General features: G+C 59.7%; 21 protein-coding genes. 17 read left to right on the top strand and 4 right to left on the bottom strand.

All coding sequences use genetic code 11. The features are described 5' to 3' along the window. Positions 1–209 precede the first annotated feature (209 nt). Positions 210–1,091, top strand: a complete 882-nt coding sequence (locus ACYVIA_RS20815) for a sulfurtransferase (RefSeq protein ID WP_460844097.1) — start codon at positions 210–212, stop codon at positions 1,089–1,091. Here the strand turns inward: ACYVIA_RS20815 and ACYVIA_RS20810 are convergent. Then, complete coding sequence (locus tag ACYVIA_RS20810) at positions 1,071–1,769, bottom strand: pirin family protein (RefSeq protein ID WP_460844096.1); 699 nt, start codon at positions 1,767–1,769, stop codon at positions 1,071–1,073. The genes ACYVIA_RS20815 and ACYVIA_RS20810 overlap by 21 nt on opposite strands. A gap of 132 nt (positions 1,770–1,901) precedes the next feature. Here ACYVIA_RS20810 and gluQRS point away from each other — a divergent pair, with 132 nt between their 5' ends. Then, complete coding sequence (gene gluQRS / locus ACYVIA_RS20805) at positions 1,902–2,780, top strand: tRNA glutamyl-Q(34) synthetase GluQRS (protein ID WP_460844104.1); 879 nt, start codon at positions 1,902–1,904, stop codon at positions 2,778–2,780. Positions 2,781–2,803: 23 nt separating this feature from the next. Here the strand turns inward: gluQRS and ACYVIA_RS20800 are convergent, their stop codons facing one another. Continuing rightward, positions 2,804–4,237: a DEAD/DEAH box helicase gene (locus ACYVIA_RS20800; RefSeq protein ID WP_460844095.1), complete on the bottom strand. Its 1,434-nt coding sequence runs from the start codon at positions 4,235–4,237 to the stop codon at positions 2,804–2,806. A gap of 360 nt (positions 4,238–4,597) precedes the next feature. Then, positions 4,598–5,431, bottom strand: a complete 834-nt coding sequence (gene cobA / locus ACYVIA_RS20795; protein WP_460844094.1) for a uroporphyrinogen-III C-methyltransferase — start codon at positions 5,429–5,431, stop codon at positions 4,598–4,600. A gap of 243 nt (positions 5,432–5,674) precedes the next feature. Between cobA and ACYVIA_RS20790 the strand changes: the two genes are divergently transcribed. From ACYVIA_RS20790 to ACYVIA_RS20730, 13 genes are all read left to right on the top strand, one after another. Further along, complete coding sequence (locus ACYVIA_RS20790) at positions 5,675–7,309, top strand: cytochrome D1 domain-containing protein (protein ID WP_460844093.1); 1,635 nt, start codon at positions 5,675–5,677, stop codon at positions 7,307–7,309. Positions 7,310–7,475: 166 nt separating this feature from the next. Continuing rightward, positions 7,476–8,075 carry a NapC/NirT family cytochrome c gene (locus ACYVIA_RS20785; protein ID WP_460844092.1) on the top strand — a complete coding sequence of 200 codons (600 nt, stop codon included), beginning with the start codon at positions 7,476–7,478 and terminating at the stop codon, positions 8,073–8,075. A gap of 91 nt (positions 8,076–8,166) precedes the next feature. Next, positions 8,167–9,075 (top strand): ethylbenzene dehydrogenase-related protein, encoded by a 909-nt coding sequence (locus ACYVIA_RS20780; protein ID WP_460844091.1) that lies wholly within the window; start codon positions 8,167–8,169, stop codon positions 9,073–9,075. 90 nt (positions 9,076–9,165) lie between these two features. Continuing rightward, positions 9,166–9,516 carry a cupredoxin domain-containing protein gene (locus ACYVIA_RS20775; RefSeq protein WP_460844090.1) on the top strand — a complete coding sequence of 117 codons (351 nt, stop codon included), beginning with the start codon at positions 9,166–9,168 and terminating at the stop codon, positions 9,514–9,516. Positions 9,517–9,526: 10 nt separating this feature from the next. Continuing rightward, the gene (locus tag ACYVIA_RS20770) at positions 9,527–9,865 is read left to right on the top strand and encodes a c-type cytochrome (protein ID WP_460844089.1); all 339 of its coding nucleotides are present in this window, start codon (positions 9,527–9,529) and stop codon (positions 9,863–9,865) included. Then, a complete protein-coding gene (locus tag ACYVIA_RS20765) occupies positions 9,855–11,075 on the top strand; it encodes a cytochrome D1 domain-containing protein (RefSeq protein WP_460844088.1) in 1,221 nt (406 codons plus the stop codon). The genes ACYVIA_RS20770 and ACYVIA_RS20765 overlap by 11 nt, the downstream gene beginning before the upstream one ends. 112 nt (positions 11,076–11,187) lie before the next feature. Further along, entirely contained in the window at positions 11,188–11,454 is a 267-nt protein-coding gene (locus ACYVIA_RS20760; RefSeq protein ID WP_460844087.1) for a chaperone NapD, read from the top strand. Position 11,455: 1 nt separating this feature from the next. Beyond that, a complete protein-coding gene (gene napA / locus ACYVIA_RS20755) occupies positions 11,456–13,981 on the top strand; it encodes a nitrate reductase catalytic subunit NapA (protein WP_460844086.1) in 2,526 nt (841 codons plus the stop codon). Positions 13,982–14,060: 79 nt separating this feature from the next. After that, the gene (napG, locus tag ACYVIA_RS20750; protein WP_460844085.1) at positions 14,061–14,987 is read left to right on the top strand and encodes a ferredoxin-type protein NapG; all 927 of its coding nucleotides are present in this window, start codon (positions 14,061–14,063) and stop codon (positions 14,985–14,987) included. After that, positions 14,984–15,901, top strand: a complete 918-nt coding sequence (napH, locus tag ACYVIA_RS20745) for a quinol dehydrogenase ferredoxin subunit NapH (RefSeq protein WP_460844084.1) — start codon at positions 14,984–14,986, stop codon at positions 15,899–15,901. Before napG ends, napH begins: the two co-directional genes overlap by 4 nt. 29 nt (positions 15,902–15,930) lie before the next feature. Beyond that, positions 15,931–16,401, top strand: a complete 471-nt coding sequence (locus tag ACYVIA_RS20740; RefSeq protein ID WP_460844083.1) for a nitrate reductase cytochrome c-type subunit — start codon at positions 15,931–15,933, stop codon at positions 16,399–16,401. 378 nt (positions 16,402–16,779) lie between these two features. Next, on the top strand, positions 16,780–17,274 hold the full coding sequence (locus ACYVIA_RS20735; RefSeq protein ID WP_460844082.1) for an SRPBCC family protein: 495 nt from the start codon (positions 16,780–16,782) through the stop codon (positions 17,272–17,274). A gap of 383 nt (positions 17,275–17,657) precedes the next feature. After that, positions 17,658–18,641, top strand: coding sequence for a cytochrome-c peroxidase (locus ACYVIA_RS20730; RefSeq protein ID WP_460844103.1), 984 nt, complete (start codon positions 17,658–17,660; stop codon positions 18,639–18,641). A 154-nt stretch (positions 18,642–18,795) separates the two neighbouring features. Here the strand turns inward: ACYVIA_RS20730 and napF are convergent, their stop codons facing one another. After that, on the bottom strand, positions 18,796–19,278 hold the full coding sequence (gene napF / locus ACYVIA_RS20725; protein ID WP_460844081.1) for a ferredoxin-type protein NapF: 483 nt from the start codon (positions 19,276–19,278) through the stop codon (positions 18,796–18,798). Between the two features lie 212 nt (positions 19,279–19,490). Here napF and ahbB point away from each other — a divergent pair, with 212 nt between their 5' ends. Further along, positions 19,491–20,555 carry a siroheme decarboxylase subunit beta gene (gene ahbB, locus ACYVIA_RS20720; RefSeq protein ID WP_460844080.1) on the top strand — a complete coding sequence of 355 codons (1,065 nt, stop codon included), beginning with the start codon at positions 19,491–19,493 and terminating at the stop codon, positions 20,553–20,555. Beyond that, positions 20,548–20,991, top strand: coding sequence for an Lrp/AsnC family transcriptional regulator (locus ACYVIA_RS20715; RefSeq protein WP_460844079.1), 444 nt, complete (start codon positions 20,548–20,550; stop codon positions 20,989–20,991). Before ahbB ends, ACYVIA_RS20715 begins: the two co-directional genes overlap by 8 nt. The last annotated feature ends 2 nt before the right edge of the window (positions 20,992–20,993 follow it).

The raw sequence follows: 20,993 nt of genomic DNA, 5'->3' as shown, positions 1-20,993 counted from the left end.
CGCGCCGTCCCCTGTTCCAATGGGCAAGGAGAGCGCAATTTTGTCCGCTGTTGCCAAACATAACCGGACACTTGCCAGCACCGGAAAACTCATGTGCGGCATAGCGATCCAAGAGCTTTACCTGCCAAATAAGCTGTCAGACGCTCAGCGGCGGACGTGATGAATGCCGCCTATAATGTCGTCGAATCAAAGACTTAGCATCTTCACTTATGCAAACAGCAACACCTTACGTCAACATCGCCGGATATAAATTCATCACATTCGCCGACACGGCTGAAAAACGCCCGGAGTTCCGGAAGATCTGCGTGGAACTCGGTCTGAAAGGCACCATCCTGCTCAGCCCGGAAGGCATCAACCTGTTCCTGGCGGGCCTGCGCGAGCCAATCGACCGCTTCCTTGCCTGGCTGCGTGCGGACGAGCGCTTTGCCGATCTGGAAGTGAAAGAAAGCTACTCCGAACGGCAGCCATTTACCAAGATGCTGGTGCGGCTCAAGCGCGAAATCATCACGATGAAACATCCGCTGATCCAGCCGGAAAAAGGACGCGCCCCGGCGGTGGATGCAAAGACGCTCAAGCGTTGGCTCGACCTCGGTCACGATGATGCAGGCAAGCCGGTGGTAATGCTCGATACCCGCAATGCGTTTGAAGTGGACGTCGGCACTTTCGACAACACCATCGACTATCGCATCGAAAAATTCAGCGAATTTCCGGAAGTTGTGGCGCAGCACAAGGATGAGCTAGCAGGGAAGACAGTTGTCACCTTTTGCACCGGGGGCATCCGCTGCGAGAAGGCAGCGATCCACATGCAGGACATCGGTATCAACAGTGTGTACCAGCTCGAAGGCGGGATCCTGAAGTATTTCGAGGAAGTCGGCGGCGCGCACTATACCGGCGACTGTTTCGTGTTCGACCACCGCACAGCGCTCAATCCGCAGTTGCAGGCGACCGACACAAAACAATGCTTCGCCTGCCGTGCCGTCGTGACGCCACAAGAACAGCTGTCGCCCTATTACATCCCGGGCGAATCCTGCCCGCACTGCCGCAAGGCGATGCGTAACACGAACGCAGCCTCAGGGCAGGTCGAACAGTAAGACCTCGGCGCTGCGGCCATTTGCCAGCTCGATGGCGGGCTCGTCGACGGCCATCAGTGCATCTCCGGCGTGCAGCGCGTGCCCGTTGACCTCGATGTCTCCTCGTGCAACATGCACATACGCACGGCGGGTCGCCGGTATCGTCAGGCTCGCATGTTCGTCGCCATTGAACAGTCCGGCGTAAAGGTTTGCATCCTGATGGACTCTCACTGATCCATCACGGCCGTCGCTGCTGGCGATCAGGCGCAACTGCCCGCGCTTTTCGGCGGCATCAAAGCGCTTTTCCTCGTAGCCAGGCTGGATGCCAAAAACGTCTGGTTCAATCCAGATCTGCAGGAAGTGCGTCGGCCGGTCCTGCGCATGGTTGAACTCGGAATGCATCACGCCCCGCCCGGCGCTCATGCGCTGCACATCACCGGGCCGGATCACGCTGCCATTGCCCATGTTGTCCTTGTGCGCCAGTTCGCCGTCGAGGACGTAGCTGATGATTTCCATGTCGCGGTGGCCATGCGTGCCGAAGCCGGCGCCGGCTTCAACCCGATCCTCGTTAATGACACGCAACGGGCCGAAACCCATGAATTGCGGGTCATAGTAGTCGGCAAAGGAAAAGCTGTGCCAGGAATCGAGCCAGCCATGATTGGCATGCCCCCGTTCCTCGCTCTTGCGCAGTGTGATCATTGCGGCTCCTTTCAAGTCGGCAGGTGCTGATGCGCATTGACTTGCCATCTGGTTGGACAGGTGTTGCACAATAGCGTTTTACGTTGCGCAGATGCTGACTTGTCGCAGCTCAAGCAAGCTTATCCCGATTCCATGAAGAGTTATATCGGCCGTTTTGCTCCCTCCCCGACCGGCCCCCTGCACAAGGGCTCGCTGGTGGCCGCCCTTGCCAGTTATCTTGACGCGCTCGCGCACGGCGGCCAGTGGCTGGTGCGCATCGAAGACGTCGACGAAGCGCGTACGATGCCGGGCGCGGCAGAAGCCATCCTCGACTGTCTGCGCATCTTCGGCATGCAATGGGATGGCGAAGTGGTCTGGCAAAGCCGGCGCAAGGCCTTGTACCAGGCAGCATTCGAGCGTCTTGGCAGCCATGCCTATCCGTGCGGCTGCACACGCAAGGAAATCGCAGATTCACGTATCGGGATTGCGAGCGACGGTGCGGCAGTGTACCCGGGGACCTGCCGCCACGGTCTTGCACCAGGCAAGACGGCGCGCGCGTATCGCCTGCGCGTGCCGGATGCACATGACCCGGCTGAATGCATCACGTTCCAGGATCGCTGGATGGGCACGGTCGCGCAGCATCTTGCGACGGAGGTCGGTGATTTCGTGCTCAAGCGGGCGGATGGATTCTGGGCGTATCAGCTGGCCGTCGTCGTGGACGATGCGTACCAGGGTGTCACGGATGTGGTGCGCGGCGCCGACCTGCTGGATTCGACACCACGGCAAATCTACCTGCAACGCCTGCTCGGCGTGCCAACGCCGCGTTACCTGCACGTGCCTGTCGTGACGAATGCGGAAGGGGAAAAGCTGTCGAAGCAGACCGGCGCACAGGCCCTGGATTTGGCACAGCCGGTACAGGAATTGTGTGCAGCTGCGCGCTTCCTGCAACTGCCTGTAGGGCAGCCACCCTCTATTGAAGATTTTTGGATGCGCGCCACTTCAGCCTGGGCGCAACGTTTCGGCGGACATTAATTGCGCCCGCCGGCAGTCCCAATTTATTGGCGTTTTGGCACGCCCCCCAACAGCGCGGCCACCTTGGTTTTCTGCTTTGTGCCATTGCCCTGCTGCGCAGGCTTCTCGGCCGGTTGCGGCTCCGATGCCGAGGGCTCGTAGGGTTTCAGGAACCAGGGATCGACCTTTTCCTTGCGCGGTGCGTAGGCGCCGCGGCTGTATTGCGATCCGCGTGTCGACGGCGCACGTTCGTCGCTTTCTTCGTGGCGCGGGCGGCGCTCCGAAGAGCGCGCAGGGACAAAGCCGCTCAGGTCCAGGCGCGAAATCGTGTGCTTGATGAGCTTTTCGATATCGGCCAGCAGGCGCGCGTCCTTGTCGGTGAAGAGCGAGATCGCGTCGCCCGAGGCGCCGGCGCGTCCGGTGCGGCCAATGCGATGCACATAATCTTCCGCGTTGTACGGCAGGTCGAAATTGATCACGCACGGCAGCTCGGCAATGTCCAGGCCGCGCGCGGCAACATCGGTTGCGACCAGCACTTCGATCGTGCCCTGCTTGAAGGCATCGAGTGCGGCCATGCGTTCCGCCTGGGTCTTGTCGCCATGGATCGCGGAAGCTTTGATGCCTTCCTTTTCCAGGTGGCGCGACAGGCGTGACGCACCGATCTTGGTGTTCGAAAACACAATTACCTGCTTCAGGCCGCGCTCGCGGATGATGTGCGCAACCGCATCGCGTTTGGCTTCTTCCTCGACCTTGTACAACACCTGCGTGACGTTGTCGGCGGTGGCATTGCTGCGGGCGACTTCGATCGTCACCGGGTTCTTCAGGAAACTGTTCGCCAGTTTCTTGATCTCCGGCGAAAAGGTGGCGGAGAACATCAGGTTTTGCCGCTGCGTCGGCAACAGGTTGATGATGCGCTGCAGGTCGGGCAGGAAGCCCATGTCGAGCATGCGGTCCGCTTCGTCCATGACGAGGATCTGCGTCTGCGACAAGTTCAGCGTTTTTTGCTGCACATGGTCGAGCAGGCGTCCGGGAGTCGCAATGACGATTTCCACGCCGGCGCGCAATGCCGCCGTCTGCGGGGCCATGTCCACGCCGCCGAACACGACAGTCGAGCGCAGCGGGGTATGGCGCGAATAGGCCTTGACGTTGTCCGCCACTTGGTCGGCCAGCTCGCGCGTCGGAGTCAGGATCAGCGCGCGTACCGGATGGCGCGCGGGCGATGCACTGGCGTTCGCATGTTCGAGCAACAACTGGATGATGGGCAATGAAAAACCGGCGGTTTTACCGGTGCCGGTCTGCGCAGCGCCCATCACGTCGCGCCCTTGCAACACGATCGGAATTGCCTCCGCCTGGATCGGCGTCGGATGGATGTAACCCTGGTCAGCCAGCGCACGCAAAATGTCGGCGGAGAGTCCGAAATCTTCAAAGCGGACCGCAGGCGCGGCAGGTTGTGTGTTTGCCAACAACGAATCTGACATAGTCAATATGAAAAGGCCGGAAAAGGCCAGGAAAGAGGTCGGTAACGTAATCAGCATCTGCGCAACAACGCGCGCATCCTGCTTTTTGTAAATAACCTTTAATTATACGCCTGCCACTTTATACGCCAGCCATTTGTCGACTTGATGACAAGCTGCGTTGAAGAAAGAAGCGCTTCCGTTATCTGACCGCACGGCAGCTGAAAGATTGCATGCCGTATCGTGAGTCGGCAGGTTTTACGCCAGCAATCCCGGCAGTACAAAAAACCTGCTGCACTTGCTGCCTTGGCCTTGTTTCAAGGAAAAGCGAAGGGAAAGGAAAACCGGGACGGTCGCCGCCCCGGACAGCACTCACCGGGTCAACTACGCGACCGTCGCGGCGCGCGCAAGCGCTTTTTGCGCAGAATTGGGAAACCAGTTCAGCGTCTTGTGCAGGGACACCACTTCACCCACGATCACGAGGCAGGGCGACTTGCATCCGGTCGCAGCGGCAAGGTCGGAGATCGTTGCCAGCGTGCCGGTAACTACGCGCTGTTCGGGCGTCGTACCCTGCTCGATGACAGCCGCAGGAATGTCGGCGCCACGTCCATGAGCGACGAGCTGGCGACAAATTTCCGGCAACGCGTTCAAGCCCATGTAGATCACCAGCGTCTGCTTGGGATGCGCGAGATTTTCCCAGTCCAGGTTCAGGCTGCCATCCTTCAGGTGGCCGGTCGTGAAGACGCATGACTGCGCGTAATCGCGGTGCGTCAGCGGGATGCCCGCATAGCAGGACACACCGCTGGCGGCTGTAATGCCAGGCACCACCTGGAACGGAATGCCTTCGGCGACGAGCACTTCGACTTCCTCCCCGCCACGGCCGAAGATGAAGGGGTCGCCCCCCTTGAGCCGCACCACGTCCTTGCCCTGCTTGGCCAGACGTACCAGCATCGCATTGATTCCTTCCTGCGGCACGGTGTGGTTACAGCGCTGCTTGCCGACATAGATGCGCTCGGCCGACGTCGACACCAGGTCGAGGATGCCTTCACTGACGAGGTTGTCGTACACCAGCACTTCGGCGTTGGCCAGCAGCCTTGCCGCACGCAAGGTCAGCAACTCGGGGTCGCCCGGCCCTGCGCCGACGAGATAGACCGTACCAGGTTGGGCCGAAACAGGCGCCGGATAAAACGACTTCAAATTGGGTGGGGGGTTGCTCATGGGGTGCTCCCTTGCTGCGTAGATGTTTCGTGTGAGTCGTTTTCAAGTGCTGTCAGGTTATCGCGGGGCAGTCTCAAAAAAATTGATGTGCGTTAAGGAAATAAAGACTCCCAAAGCGCACCCTTCGCCTTACTAAAGAGCAGTGCGTTTCAATCCCGGTTGTTACACATTGCTTATTGGTGGTTTTTAGCGGCAGTTCGCATCACAGTGGTAGTTAATCATCCTTGTTAGGGAGGAAGTAACATGAGTTCTATGAAGTCCTTATCCCGCCCGCTCATGGCAATGCTTGCAACATTGCCGTTGGCCGTCGGGGTGGCATATGCATCCAGCGAGCCGACGCTCTCCGCTGAGCAGAAAGCAGCAGCAAGCAAGATTTATTTCGAGCGCTGCGCTGGCTGCCACGGCATTCTGCGCAAGGGCGCAACCGGTAAGAATCTGGAACCGGAAAACAGCAAGAAGCTCGGCCAAGGGCGTCTTGAAAAGATCATCGCCTACGGTACCGAAGGTGGCATGGTCAACTTCGACGATATCCTGACCAAGGATGAAATCTCGATGATGGCCACCTACATCCAGATGACACCGGATGCACCGCCAGAGTTCGGCATGCAGGCCATGATGGACAGCTGGAAGCTGCACATCAAGCCGGAAGACCGTCCGAAGAAGCAAATGAACAAGGTCAACCTGAAGAACGTGTTCTCGGTAACCTTGCGTGATACCGGCGAAGTGGCGCTGATCGACGGCGACACCAAGCAGATCTGGGGTATCGTCAAGACCGGCTACGCCGTGCACATCTCCCGCGTGTCCGCATCGGGCCGCTATGTGTACGTGATCGGCCGCGACGGCAAGCTCGACCTGATCGACATGTTCTTCGAGAAGCCGACCATCGTCGCTACCATCAAGACCGGTATCGAAGCACGTTCGGTCGAGACCTCGAAGTTCAAGGGCTTTGAAGACAAGTACGCGATTGCCGGTTCCTACTGGCCGCCGCAGTACGTGATCACCGAAGGCGACACGCTCAAGCCGTTGAAGATCGTGTCGACCCGCGGCCAGACCCATGATGGCGAATACCATCCGGAACCGCGCGTCGCCTCCATCGTGGCAACGCCGCACAAGCCGGAATGGGTTGTGAACATCAAGGAAACCGGCATGATCAAGCTGGTGGACTACTCGGACGTCAAGAACCTGAAGGAAACGACCATCGAGTCCGCCAAGTTCCTGCATGACGGCGGCTGGGATTCGACCAAGCGCTACTTCCTGGTGGCTGCAAACGCCTCCAACAAGGTTGCGGTGGTTGACACCAAGCTCGGCAAGCTGGCTGCACTGGTCGACACCAAGGCCAAGCCGCACCCGGGTCGCGGCGCGAACTTCGTGCATCCGAAATACGGTCCGGTGTGGGCAACGTCGCACCTCGGTGCAGACGTGATCTCGCTGATCGGCACCGATCCGGTGAAGCATCCGAAGAGCGCATGGAAAGTGGTCGAGGAACTGAAGAATCACGGCGGCGGCTCGCTGTTCGTGAAGACGCATCCGAAGTCCAACAACCTGTGGGCGGACGCACCGCTGAACCCGGAACGCGAAGTCGCGGAATCGGTAACCGTGTATGACATCAAGAACCTGGCCAAGGGACCTGAAGTCATCAATATCGCCAAGCTGGCCAATCTGCCGGAAAGCAAGGCGATCAAGCGCACGGTGCATGCCGAGTACAACGAGAAGGGCGATGAAGTCTGGTTCTCGCTGTGGGCTGGCAAGACCGAGCCGTCCGCGATCGTGATCATGGATGACAAGACACGCAAGTTGAAGCATGTCATCAAGGATCCGAAGCTGATCACGCCGACCGGCAAGTTCAACATCCTCAACACGCAGCACGACATCTATTGATGTAGCAACGATGTCCCGGGGAGCGCAAGCTCTCCGGGGTTCTCAGGGAAAAGCAGTACAGCAAGAAAAAATACGCTGGATCGCCCGGCCGCAAGAACGAAGCATCACAAGCAGCAGCCCGGGATCCATTACAGCAACTCAGTACAACAGTATTCAGAGAAAAGCCATGTCAGACACACAAAACGCATCTAGAGGTTGGTGGGCGAAGCTGCGCAAGCCTAGCGTCCGTTATTCGATTTTGACGCTGCTGGGCGTCGGATTCATTTCCGGCATCCTGTTCTGGGGCGGGTTCAACACTGGCATGGAGGCGACCAATCAGCTCGAGTTCTGCATTGGCTGCCACGAAATGAAAGACAACGTCTATCAGGAATACAAGAAGACGATTCACTACTCCAACCGCACCGGTGTACGCGCGGCCTGCTCCGACTGCCACGTACCGAAGGACTGGACGCACAAGATGATGCGCAAGATCCAGGCGAGCCGGGAAGTGCTGGGTAAAATCACGGGCACGATCGACACCAAGGAAAAATTCGAGGCGAAGCGACTGGAACTGGCAACGCGCGAATGGGCGCGGATGAAGTCCAGCGACTCGCGCGAATGCCGCAACTGCCACACCTTCGACGGCATGGATGGTGACAAGCAGAAGCAGCGGGCCCGCAAGCAGCATGAGAATGCCAAGGCAGACAACCAGACCTGTATTGACTGCCACAAGGGCATCGCGCACCAGCTTCCGAAGGATATGCCCGAAGAGGAAGAAGAGGAATAATTGAACCGGCGGCTATCGTCATCAATGCGATAGCCGTCAATCGTTTGACAACTGCCGTCTGGAAAATATCAACTGTAAGAAGGGAAATGCAATGAACAAGTCTTTGATTGCCGCATCGTCTCTCGGATTACTTATGGCGCTGGGTTCCGGCGTCGCGCTTGCTGCAGACGCAAGCAAGGCTCCGAGCAAGAAAATCACGGTGTTCTATCCGGGTGCCTCCGGCATGGAATGGATCCTCAAGGGCACGGAACACGGCGGCGCCAAGGCCGTCAAGAAAGGCGAGGCGTGCATCGGCTGCCACGTCGATGAGAAGACCGGCGCGGAAGAAGCACCGGACCTCGGCAAGAAGATTGTCTCCGGCGCCCAGTCGAAGAACACCGTGCTGGAACCGGAACCCGTCAAGGGCAAGCCGGGCAGCATTCCGGTCAGCGTTCAGGCCGCGCATGACGGCACCAACCTGTACCTGCGCTTTACCTGGAAGAATACCGGCTTTGCCAGCGGCAAGAAGATGGATGCTGCCAATCCGGTCAAAGTTGCCTTCATGCTGGAAGAAGAAGGCAAGGTCGACAACGACAATGGCGGCTGCTGGGCAACCTGCCACACCGACGCACGCACCATGCCGGGCGTGAAAGACGACAATAAGACCAAGTACGTCAAGGACGGCAACCTCGCCTCCGGCAAGTACTTCGACCTGCTCCAGTACAAGAGCGGCAAGGGCCAGAAGCCGGTCGACGGTTACGTCGCTGACAAGCGCGTGATGGAAGGCGGCAAGGCGCTGACTGATGCCAAGGGCGAACTCAAGGGTGATACCTGGACCGTCAACTTCACCCGCAAGCTCGCTGGCGGCGAAGGCGACGTGAAACTGGAGCCGGGCAAGACCTACAACTTCGGTTTCGCCATCCACGACGACTACACCAACGGCCGTTACCACTACGTGTCGTTCGGTTATACCCTTGGCCTGGACAATGCCAAGGCTGATATCAATGTCGTAAAGCAGTAAGGTAATTGAAAGACGTGAGGGAGCCGCCGGCTTCCTCACGCAATGAATCACGTTCAGCAGGCAGCTTTAAAGATTTAGCAGGAGTCGAAGATGAACAAGACTTTTGTCGCAAGCGTGCTGAAGGCGGCATCTGCCGCAGCCGTCGCACTGATTGCACTGACCATGTCGCCGGTCGAGGCGGGTGAAGTCGTCGAAGTCAGCATCGCGAAAATGCAGTTCGAGCCGCAACAGCTCAAGATCAAGCCTGGCACCACCGTCCGGTGGGTTAACAACGAAAAGCGCTCCAACCACTCCGTCCTGTTCCAGAAGGAAGATCTTCCCGAGTCAGATCGGCTTTTCCCGGGCGAATCCTGGGAGCGCACATTCGACAAGCCCGGCACCTATCCGTACATCTGCGGTCCCCACCCCACCATGACCGGTGTGGTCGAGGTTGCACCGTGAGGCAATTATCATGAAACCGTCAAGGCTTTGCGCCTTCCTACTCTCCCTCCCTCTTTTCTTCTCCCTCCCGTTGACGGCACAAGCCGAACCGGCACCAGAGCGTAAAGCCGAAATACTGCATCTCGTTCGCCAGGACTGTGGTTCATGCCATGGCCTGCGGATGGAGGGCGGCCTCGGCGTGCCGCTCACGCCCAAGGCACTGGAAGGAAAGGATCCCGAGGGGCTCAAACTGACCATCCTGCAGGGACGCTATGGCACCACGATGCCACCATGGAGTCCCTTCCTTTCCGAATCCGAAGCAGGCTGGATCGTCGACATGTTGTTGAAAGGATTACCCAATGCGGACTAATACTTCTTTTGTGGCGCATGCGCGCGCGTGGACGCGCCGCATTGCTGCACTCACCGGCATCGCTGCCGCCGTTGCACTGGCAGGCTGCGCAAGCGCACCGCAGCTGCGCGCCACCGGCGACCTCGGCGTCGTGATCGAGCGCTCCAAGGGCAGCGTGCAGATCGTCGAAACCACCCATCGCACCGTGCTCGCACAAGTGCCGGGGCTGGGCGACCTGTCCCACGCATCGCTGAACTTCTCGCGCGATGAGCGCTATGCCTATGTGTTCGGCCGTGACGGCGGACTGACCAAGGTCGACCTGCTGGAGAAGCGCATCGTCAAGCGCGTGATGCAGTCCGGTAACAGCATCGGCGGCGCCATCTCACAGGATGGCAAGCTGATCGGGGTGGCGAACTACACGCCGGGTGGCGTCAAGTTCTTCAGTGCGGACACGCTGGAACTGGTCGCCGATATCCCCGCAGTCGATGACGCGGGCAAACCATCGAAGGTGATCGGCCTCGTCGATGTACCAGGCAACCGTTTCGTGTTCAGCCTGTTTGAAGCCGGGGAAATCTGGATGGTGGACATGAAGGTGCCATCCAAGCCGGTGCTGACGAAGTACAAGAATATCGGCAAGGAGCCGTATGACGGCATGATCACGGCCGATGGACGCTTCTATCTCGCAGGACTGTTCGGCGAAGACGGCCTTGCGATGCTCGACTTGTGGAACCCCGGCGCAGGCGTCAAGCGCGTGCTCAATGGCTACGGCAAAGGCGAGCAGAAACTGCCCGTCTACAAGATGCCGCATCTTGAAGGCTGGGCAGCGACCGGCACGGAATTGCTGGTGCCGGCAGTGGGCCGCAATGAAGTGCTGGTGGTCGATCAGGGCAACTGGACCGAGAGCGGCCGCATTCCGGTCTACGGCCAGCCGGTGTTCGTCGTCGCGCGTCCCGACAATCGGCAGGTATGGGTGAACTTCGCCTTCCCGCACAACGAAGTGGTGCAGGTGATCGACGTGCAGAGCCGCAAGGTCGTGAAGACACTCAAGCCTGGCAAGGGCGTGCTGCACATGGAGTTCACGCCGCGCGGAGAACAGATCTGGGTATCGGTGCGCGATGAAAATCGCCTCGAAATCTACGACACCGAGACCTACGAAAAAGTCACCGAGCTTCCCTCCGACAAGCCGAGCGGCATCTTCTTCACGCCGCGCGCGCATCGCACCGGTTTGTAATTTGTCGCGCGCGCGTGCGTATTTCGAAATGTCTTGATCCAAGGCATTGTCAGTGAGAAACACTCGGCGCGACAATCAACAAAACCCTTACTTTTCTTAATGGATTAAGCAAATGCATCCTCAAGGGACAGTCAGTATTTCAAGCGTGCTGGTCAACGCGCATCCTGATCACATCAGGAAAGTGCAGGATGGGCTGGCATTGCTCCCCGGTGTCGAAGTGCATGTGGCGATGGATGATGGTCGGATGATCGTGACGATCGAGGCTGATGCCGACCAGTCTGTCGCAAATACGTTTGAGGCGATCAACCAGCAACCGGGAGTGCTCTCGGCATCGATGGTTTATCACCAATACGAAACCAATCCTGATCAGGAGCTTTAAGATGAAAGCGATTTTGACGCGTCGTGACTTTATCAAGACAAATGCAGTTGCTGCTGCGGCGGGCGTGGCCGGCGTGACTGTCCCCGGGCTGGCGCAGGCTGCACCGGCAAAGAGCGATGGCATTCGCTGGGACAAGGGTGCCTGCCGCTATTGCGGCACCGGTTGCGGCGTGCTGATCGGCACCAAGGAAGGTCGCATCGTCGCCACACAGGGCGACCCCGATGCACCGGTGAACAAGGGCCTCAACTGCATCAAGGGCTACTTCCTGTCGAAGATCCAGTACGGCAAGGATCGCCTCACGCAGCCACTGTTGCGCATGAAGGACGGCAAGTTCGACAAGAACGGTGAGTTCAAGCCGATCTCGTGGGACCAGGCATTCGACATCATGGCCGAGAAATGCAAGGCCACGATGAAGGCAAAAGGCCCGCAGGGTATCGCGATGTTCGGCTCAGGTCAGTGGACCATCTGGGAAGGCTATGCCGCTGCCAAGCTGATGAAGGCCGGCCTGCGCTCCAACAACCTCGATCCGAACGCGCGCCATTGCATGGCTTCCGCCGTGGTGGGCTTCATGCGCACATTCGGCATCGACGAACCGATGGGCTGCTATGACGACATCGAGCATGCCGACGCGTTTGTGCTGTGGGGCGCAAACATGGCGGAGATGCACCCGATCCTGTGGTCGCGCATTACCGACCGCCGCCTGTCGGCCAAGCATGTAACGATCAACGTGCTGTCAACGTTCAGCCACCGCTCCACCGAGCTGGCCGACAACGAGCTGATCTTCAAGCCGCAGAGCGACCTCGCGATCCTGAACTACATCTGCAACTACATCATCCAGAACAACGCGGTCAACCAGGACTTCGTTGCCAAGCATGTCAACTTCAAGAAGGGCGTCACCGATATCGGTTACGGCCTGCGCCCGAACCATCCGCTCGAGCAAGCCGCAGGCAATAACGGCTATCCGGGCCCGGACGGCAAACCGAAGGGCAATCCGATGGCCGCATCGCCGATCACCTTCGACGAGTTCAAGGCCTTCGTGTCCGAGTACACGCTGGACAAGGCACATGAGATTTCCGGTGTGCCGAAGGAGAAGCTCGAAGCACTTGCCAAGATCTACGCCGATCCGAAGACCAAGGTGATGTCGACCTGGACCATGGGCTTCAACCAGCACACGCGCGGCACCTGGGTCAACAACATGATCTACAACGTGCACCTGTTGGTGGGCAAGATCTCCGAGCCGGGCAACAGCCCGTTCTCGCTGACCGGCCAGCCTTCCGCCTGCGGTACTGCACGTGAAGTCGGCACCTTCGCGCACCGTCTGCCGGCCGACATGGTGGTGACCAATCCGAAGCATCGCGAGTTGTCCGAAAAACTGTGGAAGCTCCCGGCCGGCACGATTCCCGACTGGGTTGGTGCGCATGCCGTTGCGCAAAGCCGCCTGCTGAAGGACGGCAAGATCAACTTCTACTGGACCTCGACCACCAACAACATGCAGGCCGGGCCGAACATCAACGGTGAAATCTTCCCCGGCTGGCGCAATCCGGACAACTTCATCGTCGTGTCGGATGCTTACCCGACCGTGTCCGCCATGTCCGCCGACCTGATTCTGCCGGTGGCGATGTGGACCGAGAAGGAAGGCGCCTACGGCAATGCCGAGCGCCGCACGCAGTTCTGGCGCCAGCAGGTGAAGGCACCGGGCGAAGGCAAGTCCGACCTGTGGCAGTACATCGAGTTCTCCAAGCGCTTCAAGACGGATGAAGTGTGGCCGGCGGAACTGCTCGACAAGAACCCGGAGTACAAGGGCAAGACGCTGTACGAGGTGCTGTACGCAAACGGCCAGGTCAACAAGTTCCCGGTGTCGCAGACCTACAAGGGTTTCGACAACGACGAATCGAAGGCTTTCGGCTTCTACGTGCAGAAGGGTCTGTTCGAGGAATACGCCGCCTTCGGCCGCGGCCATGCGCACGACCTCGCCGACTTCGACACCTATCACAAGGCACGCGGCCTGCGCTGGCCTGTCGTGGATGGCAAGGAAACGCTGTGGCGCTTCCGCGAGGGCTACGACCCGTATGTGAAGAAGGGCGAAGGCGTGAAGTTCTACGGCCACCCGGACGGCAAGGCGGTCATCTTCGCACTGCCCTACCAGCCGGCAGCAGAGATGCCGGACAACGAGTACGACCTGTGGCTTGCCACCGGCCGCGTGCTGGAACACTGGCATACCGGCTCGATGACGCGCCGCGTGCCGGAGCTGTACAAGTCGATGCCGGACGCCATGGTCTACATGCATCCGGAAGACGCGAAGAAGCGCAACCTGCAGCGCGGCGACGTGGTCAAAGTCAGTACACGCCGCGGTGAAATCCAGCTGCGCGTGGAAACCCGCGGCCGCAACAAGCCGCCGGTCGGCCTCGTGTTTGTGCCTTTCTTCGACGAGCATCGTTTGGTCAACAAGCTGACGCTGGACGCGACTTGCCCGCTCTCCAAAGAGACGGACTTCAAGAAGTGCGCATGCAAGGTGGTCAAGGCATAACTTGACCGGGAGCGACGGGTGGCGGGCCGCATTTAGCCAGCCGCCTGTCGCGAGCTGTCTGGCTTGTTGGTGATCAATCATGCCTACAGAAAAGAAACCTGAACCGGAATCGCTGCACGCGGCGGCGCGACGCCAGTTCATGCTCGATGCCGCCAAGATGGCCTGCGGCGTCGGCATGCTGGGCCTTGGCCTGTCGCTCTACAGCAAACAGGCGAAGGCCTTGCCGCCGCTCGCGCTGCGACCACCCGGCGCACTTGCCGAGGATGACTTCCTGGGTGCGTGCATCCGCTGCGGCCTGTGCGTGCGCGACTGTCCGTATCACATCCTCGAGCTGGCCAAGCCGGAGTCGCCGGTCGCGACGGGAACGCCCTACTTTACGGCGCGCAACCTGCCATGCGAGATGTGCGAAGACATCCCGTGCGTGAAAGCCTGCCCGACGGGTGCGCTCGATCACGACCTGACCGACATCAACAAGGCGAAGATGGGCCTCGCCGTGCTGATCGACCAGGAGACCTGCCTGAACTTCCTCGGCATGCGCTGCGAGGTGTGCTACCGCGTGTGTCCGGTGATTGATAAAGCCATCACGCTCGAATTGCGTCCGAATATGCGGACCGGGAAACATGCGATGTTCATCCCGACCGTGCATTCGGAATACTGCACCGGCTGCGGCAAGTGCGAGAAATCCTGCGTGACCGAAGAAGCCTCGATCAAGGTATTGCCGATCAAGGTTGCCAAGGGTGCGCACGGACAGCATTACCGTCTCGGCTGGGAAGAGAAAGCCAAGGCCGGCAAGTCGCTCGTGGAAGACAAGGGTTTGATCGATCTGCCTGATCGATTGCCTGAAGGCGTCACGCTCGAAGGCCATTTCGACCCGGGAAGCCAGCAGGTCGGCAATGCGGCAGGCAGTGCGGCCAGCAACGCAGCAGCACCGGGCAGTGCGCCGGCGAACGTCGTGCCAAGCCTGCCGCCCGGACTCGGCGGTGATCTTCCGCAGGGAGGTCAATGATGAGCAATGCTGACAAAGCGAAAGTCGGTGCAGACGCGCTCGCGGCAAAAGGCTGGCTGGGTGCGCACAAGTGGCTGCTGATGCGCCGCTTCACGCAACTGGCCATCCTGGCGCTGTTCCTGCTCGGGCCGCTGGCCGGTGTGTGGATCGTGAAAGGCAACCTGAGCTACAGTCTGACACTGGACACACTTCCGCTGGCCGATCCCTTCGTGCTGTTGCAGTCGGTATTGGCCGGCAATGTGCCGGAGAAGCTGGCACTGATCGGTGTCGCGATCGTCGTCGCGTTCTACTTCGTCGTCGGCGGCCGCGTTTACTGTTCGTGGGTTTGTCCTGTCAACATGGTGACCGATACCGCGGCGTGGCTGCGGCGCCGGCTTGGCATCAAGGAGGGTGCTCGCCTGTCGCGCAATACCCGCTACTGGATGCTGGCGATGACGCTGGTGCTGGCAGCAGCGACGGGGGCGGTGGCGTGGGAACTGGTCAACCCGGTCTCCATGCTGCATCGCGGCCTGATCTTTGGCATCGGCATGGCATGGGCGATCGTGCTGGCGATCTTCCTGTTCGATCTGTTCGTGATGAACCGTGGCTGGTGCGCGCATGTGTGCCCGATGGGTGCGTTCTACAGCCTGATCGGCAAGCGCAGCGTGATCCGCATCTCCGCGGTCAAGCGCAGCGCCTGCAACGACTGCATGGATTGCTACAAGGTCTGCCCGGAGCCGCAGGTGATCTCGCCGGCCCTCAATGGCGAAAAGAAAGGCGTCGGCCCGGTCATCCTGTCGGGAAGCTGCACCAACTGCGCCCGCTGCATCGATGTTTGTTCCAAAGACGTATTTAAGTTCGGCATGTGCTTCAACAACCAGGTCAACGAAAAGCTCGGCGACCAGGCGCTTGCCGTCAATGACAAGAAACACTGAATTTATCTCTATCTGAGGGAGCGTTAATCATGAACAAAACCCTGAAAGTTGTGATTGCTACGGCGGCAACTTGTTTCTCCATGCTGGCATTTGCCCAGGAAGGTGCCAAATCAATGCGCGGCATTGATGTCTCGGCACCGGACCCGGTCGCCGAGGTAAAAGACTACGTCGGCGGCAAACCGGGGCGGCAGGCGCCAATCACGCGCACCTTCAGCACGCAGCCGCCCGTCGTGCCGCATGCGGTCGACAAGTTTGACGAGATCAACCTCGAGGGCAACCAGTGTCTCGAATGCCATAGCGCCGCCATGGCCAAGAAAAGCAATGCGCCGATGATCGGCGAAAGCCACTTCATCGACCGCGAAGGCAAGAAGCACGCGGACGCCACGCCGGCACGCTACAACTGCACGCAATGCCACGTGCCGCAAGTTGACGCGCCGCCACTGGTGGACAATACCTTCAAGGGCGACAAGCTCGTGAACAAGGCGAAGCCTGCAAAGTAAGCGGGACTCGGCAAAGGATGACGATGGGGAGCATGGCTCCCCATTTTTCTTTTCCCGAAAGGAACGGTGGGGCAATGGCGACAGGCACTCCACAGCCATGCCGGACCGGAATGCGCACCTTGGCTCAGTGTGTCCGCATAACAGACGGCATTTCCAGAACTTTGGCCGTCAATGATGATCGGACAAGGGTTGTCTGAATGATCAACTTGCCTGGACATCTTTTGCAGGCTGTTGGAAAACATCGCGAGCAACCTTCAGGACCGGCCCGCGCAGCAGTTTTTCAACAAATAGTCTGTTGGGCCAGGCCATGAGAAAGGATGCTCTATGCTAGGTCGTCGTATTGCTACTGCGGTTGCGATTGCAGCCGGCGGATACCTGTTGTCAAAACAATTCAAGCGCTCTCGTGGTTCCGGCATGGAATCCACGATCGAAGAATCCATTGAAGTCGACGTGCCGATCAGCACGGCCTACAACCAGTGGACGCAGTTCGAGGACTTTCCGAAGTTCATGGACAGCGTGCATGAAGTGCACCAGCTGGATGACAAGCGCTTGCACTGGAAGGCCAGCGTTGCCGGCAAGGAAAAGGAATGGGATGCCGAAATCACCGAACAGCTCCCTGACGAGCGCATTGCGTGGCGCAGCCTGGGCGGCGTGAGGAACGGGGGCGTGGTCACCTTCCACAAGATCGCCGAGAACAAGACGCGCATCATGCTGCAGATGGATTACGATCCGCAGTCGGTCGACGAGAAGATCGGCGATGCGCTCGGCTTCGTAAAGATGCAGACCAAGTCCAACCTCAGCCGCTTCAAGCAACTGGTCGAAAGCCGCGGCACCGAAACCGGCGCCTGGCGCGGCACGATTCCGCGCCAGTAACACGGCTCCTTTGCTTGCCGCCTGCGCCGCTGTGTCGAAACCACGGCGGCGCGCAGTCATCCCCTTCCATCCTTCCGCGCGTTAGAGCGCCGGCCGCACCTCGCCGGCCGCACCTCATTACGTCATCGCCATTTCGACTGCTTCGGTGACCATATCGCTCCTTCCCCTCTGCCGGTCCCCACACATGCCGTGAAGGCCTCTGATGCTCGCGCCGTTTCCATCTCGCCTGCGTGATTGCAAAAACCTATCAACTCGATAAATAAATTGTTTTTCCCGAAAGTTGACGAAAGTCAAAAACCATGCGGACAGCATGGGCAAGCCGCGCAAGAATAAATCCATGTTTGTTCATCAAGGGAGAAAACATGAAAAAAACAATGTTGACGATGAGTGTCATGTTCGCGCTCGCCGGCTTTTCCGGCGCGGTTCTTGCGGCATCCAGCAGCGAACCCATCCAGCCGATTCCAGCGGCAAAAGTGAAGGAGCCGGCGCTGGTCGAACTCGGCAAAAAGCTGTATTTCGATCCGCGCCTGTCCAAGTCGGGATTCATTTCCTGCAACTCCTGCCACAACCTGTCGATGGGTGGCACGGACAACCTGAAGACGTCGATCGGCCATAACTGGCAGCAAGGCCCCATCAACTCGCCGACGGTGCTCAACTCCAGCATGAACGTTGCACAGTTCTGGGATGGCCGTGCAGCCGACCTGAAGGCGCAGGCAGGCGGCCCGATTGCGAATCCGGGCGAGATGGCTTTCACGCATGCGCTGGCCGTGGATACGCTGCAGTCGATCCCGGGTTACGTCAGTGACTTCAAGAAGGTGTTCGGCACCGAGAAAGTCGACATCGACAAGGTGACGAAAGCGATTGCCGCATTCGAGGAAACGCTTGTGACGCCGAACTCGCGCTTCGATAAATGGCTCAAGGGCGACAGGAAGGCGCTCAATGCGACTGAGCTGGCCGGCTACAAGCTCTTCAAGGAAAGCGGCTGTGTCGCCTGTCATAACGGCCCGGCCGTCGGCGGCAATTCCTTCCAGAAGATGGGCGTGGTCGAAGCCTACAACGCGTCAAGCCCGGCTGAGGGACGCGTCGCCGTCACCGGCAAGGATGCGGACCGCTTCAACTTCAAGGTGCCGACGCTGCGCAATGTCGAGCTGACCTATCCCTACTTCCATGATGGCGCGGCCAACACGCTGCCGGAAGCAGTCGATACGATGGCGCGCATCCAGCTGGGCAAGAAGTTCACACCGGATGAAAACGCCAAAGTCGTGGCTTTCCTGAAGACGCTGACCGGCGACCAGCCCAACTTCAAGATGCCGATCCTGCCGCCTTCATCGGACAAGACCCCGCGTCCGACACCTTTCGACAAGTAAGCACCTCATCGGCGCCCGATTCCGGGCGCTCGTTTTTCGGTGCAGCTCGACCTGAGCTGCACCGAAGAGTTCCAGCCTGCCAAAGTCATCAAATGTAGGCAAAGTCACCGCAACTTTTCTCTACTGAAGGCAAGTCATTGCCAGCAAGCTGGCTTCAGCCAATGCGGATCGCGCCCGCGGGACATGGCGCAACACAGGCACCGCAGCCGGTACAGGCACTGCTGTCGACTGCCGGAATGGCAATGCCGCCCGGCCTGAGCGTGAAGCGGATGGCGCGCGTCTCGCACTGGTCTGCGCAGATGCGGCACTCGATTTTCCGCTGCGCCAGGCATTGCTCGCCGAGCGTCGCCTGTGCTTTCCACGGCGGCTGCCCCTCCACGCGCTTCAAGGCGCTGCTCTTGCAGGCGTCAACACACGCCCCGCAGAAGGTGCATTCCCCTGCTGTGAAGTTCATTGACGGATAGCCCGCGTCGTGCGCGGAAATCACCTGCGTCGGACAGGCCTTCACGCATTCTCCGCAACGCGTGCAGGCATGCAGGAAGTCGTTTTCGACAAGCGCCCATGGCGGGCGTAACGGCCCTTTGCGGGCAGTAAAGCGGCCGCGCAGAAAGTTGCGGCGACTTGACGGATCGGTCATGCAGCAAATCCTTGTTTCAATATTGGCACCCTGCAGCCGCAACGCGGCACAGCATTTGCCTGCGTGAAAATGTATCGCGCCAAACCCCGGAAAAAATTGACCTGGGTTAAGGAAGTGGTACTTCCCATCCGGCATTCTTCGTAGCGTATGAAGTCCGGTCCGAGCGATTCCCCGCTCTCCGAGATTCACGCAAAGACGGAGATGCCCGCGTAATGAAGTCCGATCCGACCGCCCCCCTCAGCGATCTTGAGTTTTCACTCATCAATCGCTTCCAGCGCGACTTTCCACTGGTGTCGCGCCCCTTTGCCGCACTTGCCCAAAAACTGAAAACCGACGAAGCGGCCGTGATCGACAGCCTGCGCCGTCTGACCGAGCGCGGGCTGGTGAGCCGGGTTGGCGCCGTGTTCCAGCCGCATTCGATCGGCACCAGCACCCTGGCTGCGCTGTCCGTGCCCCAGGAACGGCTTGAGGAAGTGGCAGGCATTGTCAGCCGTTATACGGAAATCAACCACAACTACGAGCGCGAACATCGCTACAACCTGTGGTTTGTCGTCACCGCGCCGTCGCCGGAGCATCTTGCCACCGCCGTGCGCGATATCGAAACGGCATGCCAGTGCGGGCCGGTGCTGTTCCTGCCGATGTGCCAGCAATATCACATCGACCTCGGCTTCGACCTGTCCGGCAACGGGAACCATGTGATGCCAGCACGGACGAATGCAGATGTCCCCCGCTCACCCACTATCAGCTTGAGTGCCGCCGACCAGCAATTCGTCTCCGCGTTGCAGGAAGGCCTGCCCCTGGTTGAACGCCCCTTTGCGCAGCTTGGCCGGCCGGAGGCGGAAGCAATCGACACCATCGGCAACTGGGTCGATGACGGCGTGATCAAGCGCTTCGGCATCGTCGTGCGCCATCTCGAACTTGGCTACACAGCAAATGCGATGGCGGTATGGGATGTGCCGGATGATGTGGTCGACGAGGTCGGCCGGTCCATTGCCGCCACCGGCCGCGTCACACTCTGCTACCGCCGCATACGCCAGTTGCCGGACTGGCCCTACAACCTGTTCTGCATGATCCACGGCAAGGATCGGGACGATGTGACTTCGCGCATCGAAGCCCTGTCCAAGTCCTGCGGGCTCGGCGCCTATCCGCATGCGGTGCTGTTCTCCCGCCGCCGCTTCAAGCAGCGCGGCGCGCACTACGCGACCGCTGCCGCGAACCATGCCGCAACCAATGCCGTGAGCAATGACGCGACCACTCCCGAGGCCAGCCATGGATGATATCGACCGCGCCATCATCAACCACCTGCAGGGCGACTTGCCGGTGTGCGAGCGGCCATACGAGGAAGCCGCCAGGCGCATCGGCATCAGCGAGGACGAGCTGCTGCAGCGGCTCGCCGCGCTGCGCGCAGCCAACGTGCTGACGCGAGTCGGCCCGATGTACCAGATCGAGCGCATGGGCGGTGCCTTTACCCTGGCAGCGCTGCGTGCGCCGGAAGACCGGTACGACGACGTGGCTGAACGTGTCAATGCGATGCCGGAAGTCGCGCACAACTACCGCCGCGACCACGACCTGAACATGTGGTTCGTGATCGCGACCGAGACGCCGGGAGAGATTGCACAGGTGATCGAGCGCATCGAGGCCGACACCGGATGCCAGGTGTTCAACTTCCCGAAGTCGCGCGAGTACTTCGTCGAAATGAAACTGAAGGTGTAAGC

The sequence above is a fragment of the Noviherbaspirillum agri genome, assembly GCF_054780595.1.
The sequence above is the reverse complement of the archived record's forward strand: the minus strand, read 5'-3'. Positions and strand labels throughout refer to the sequence as shown.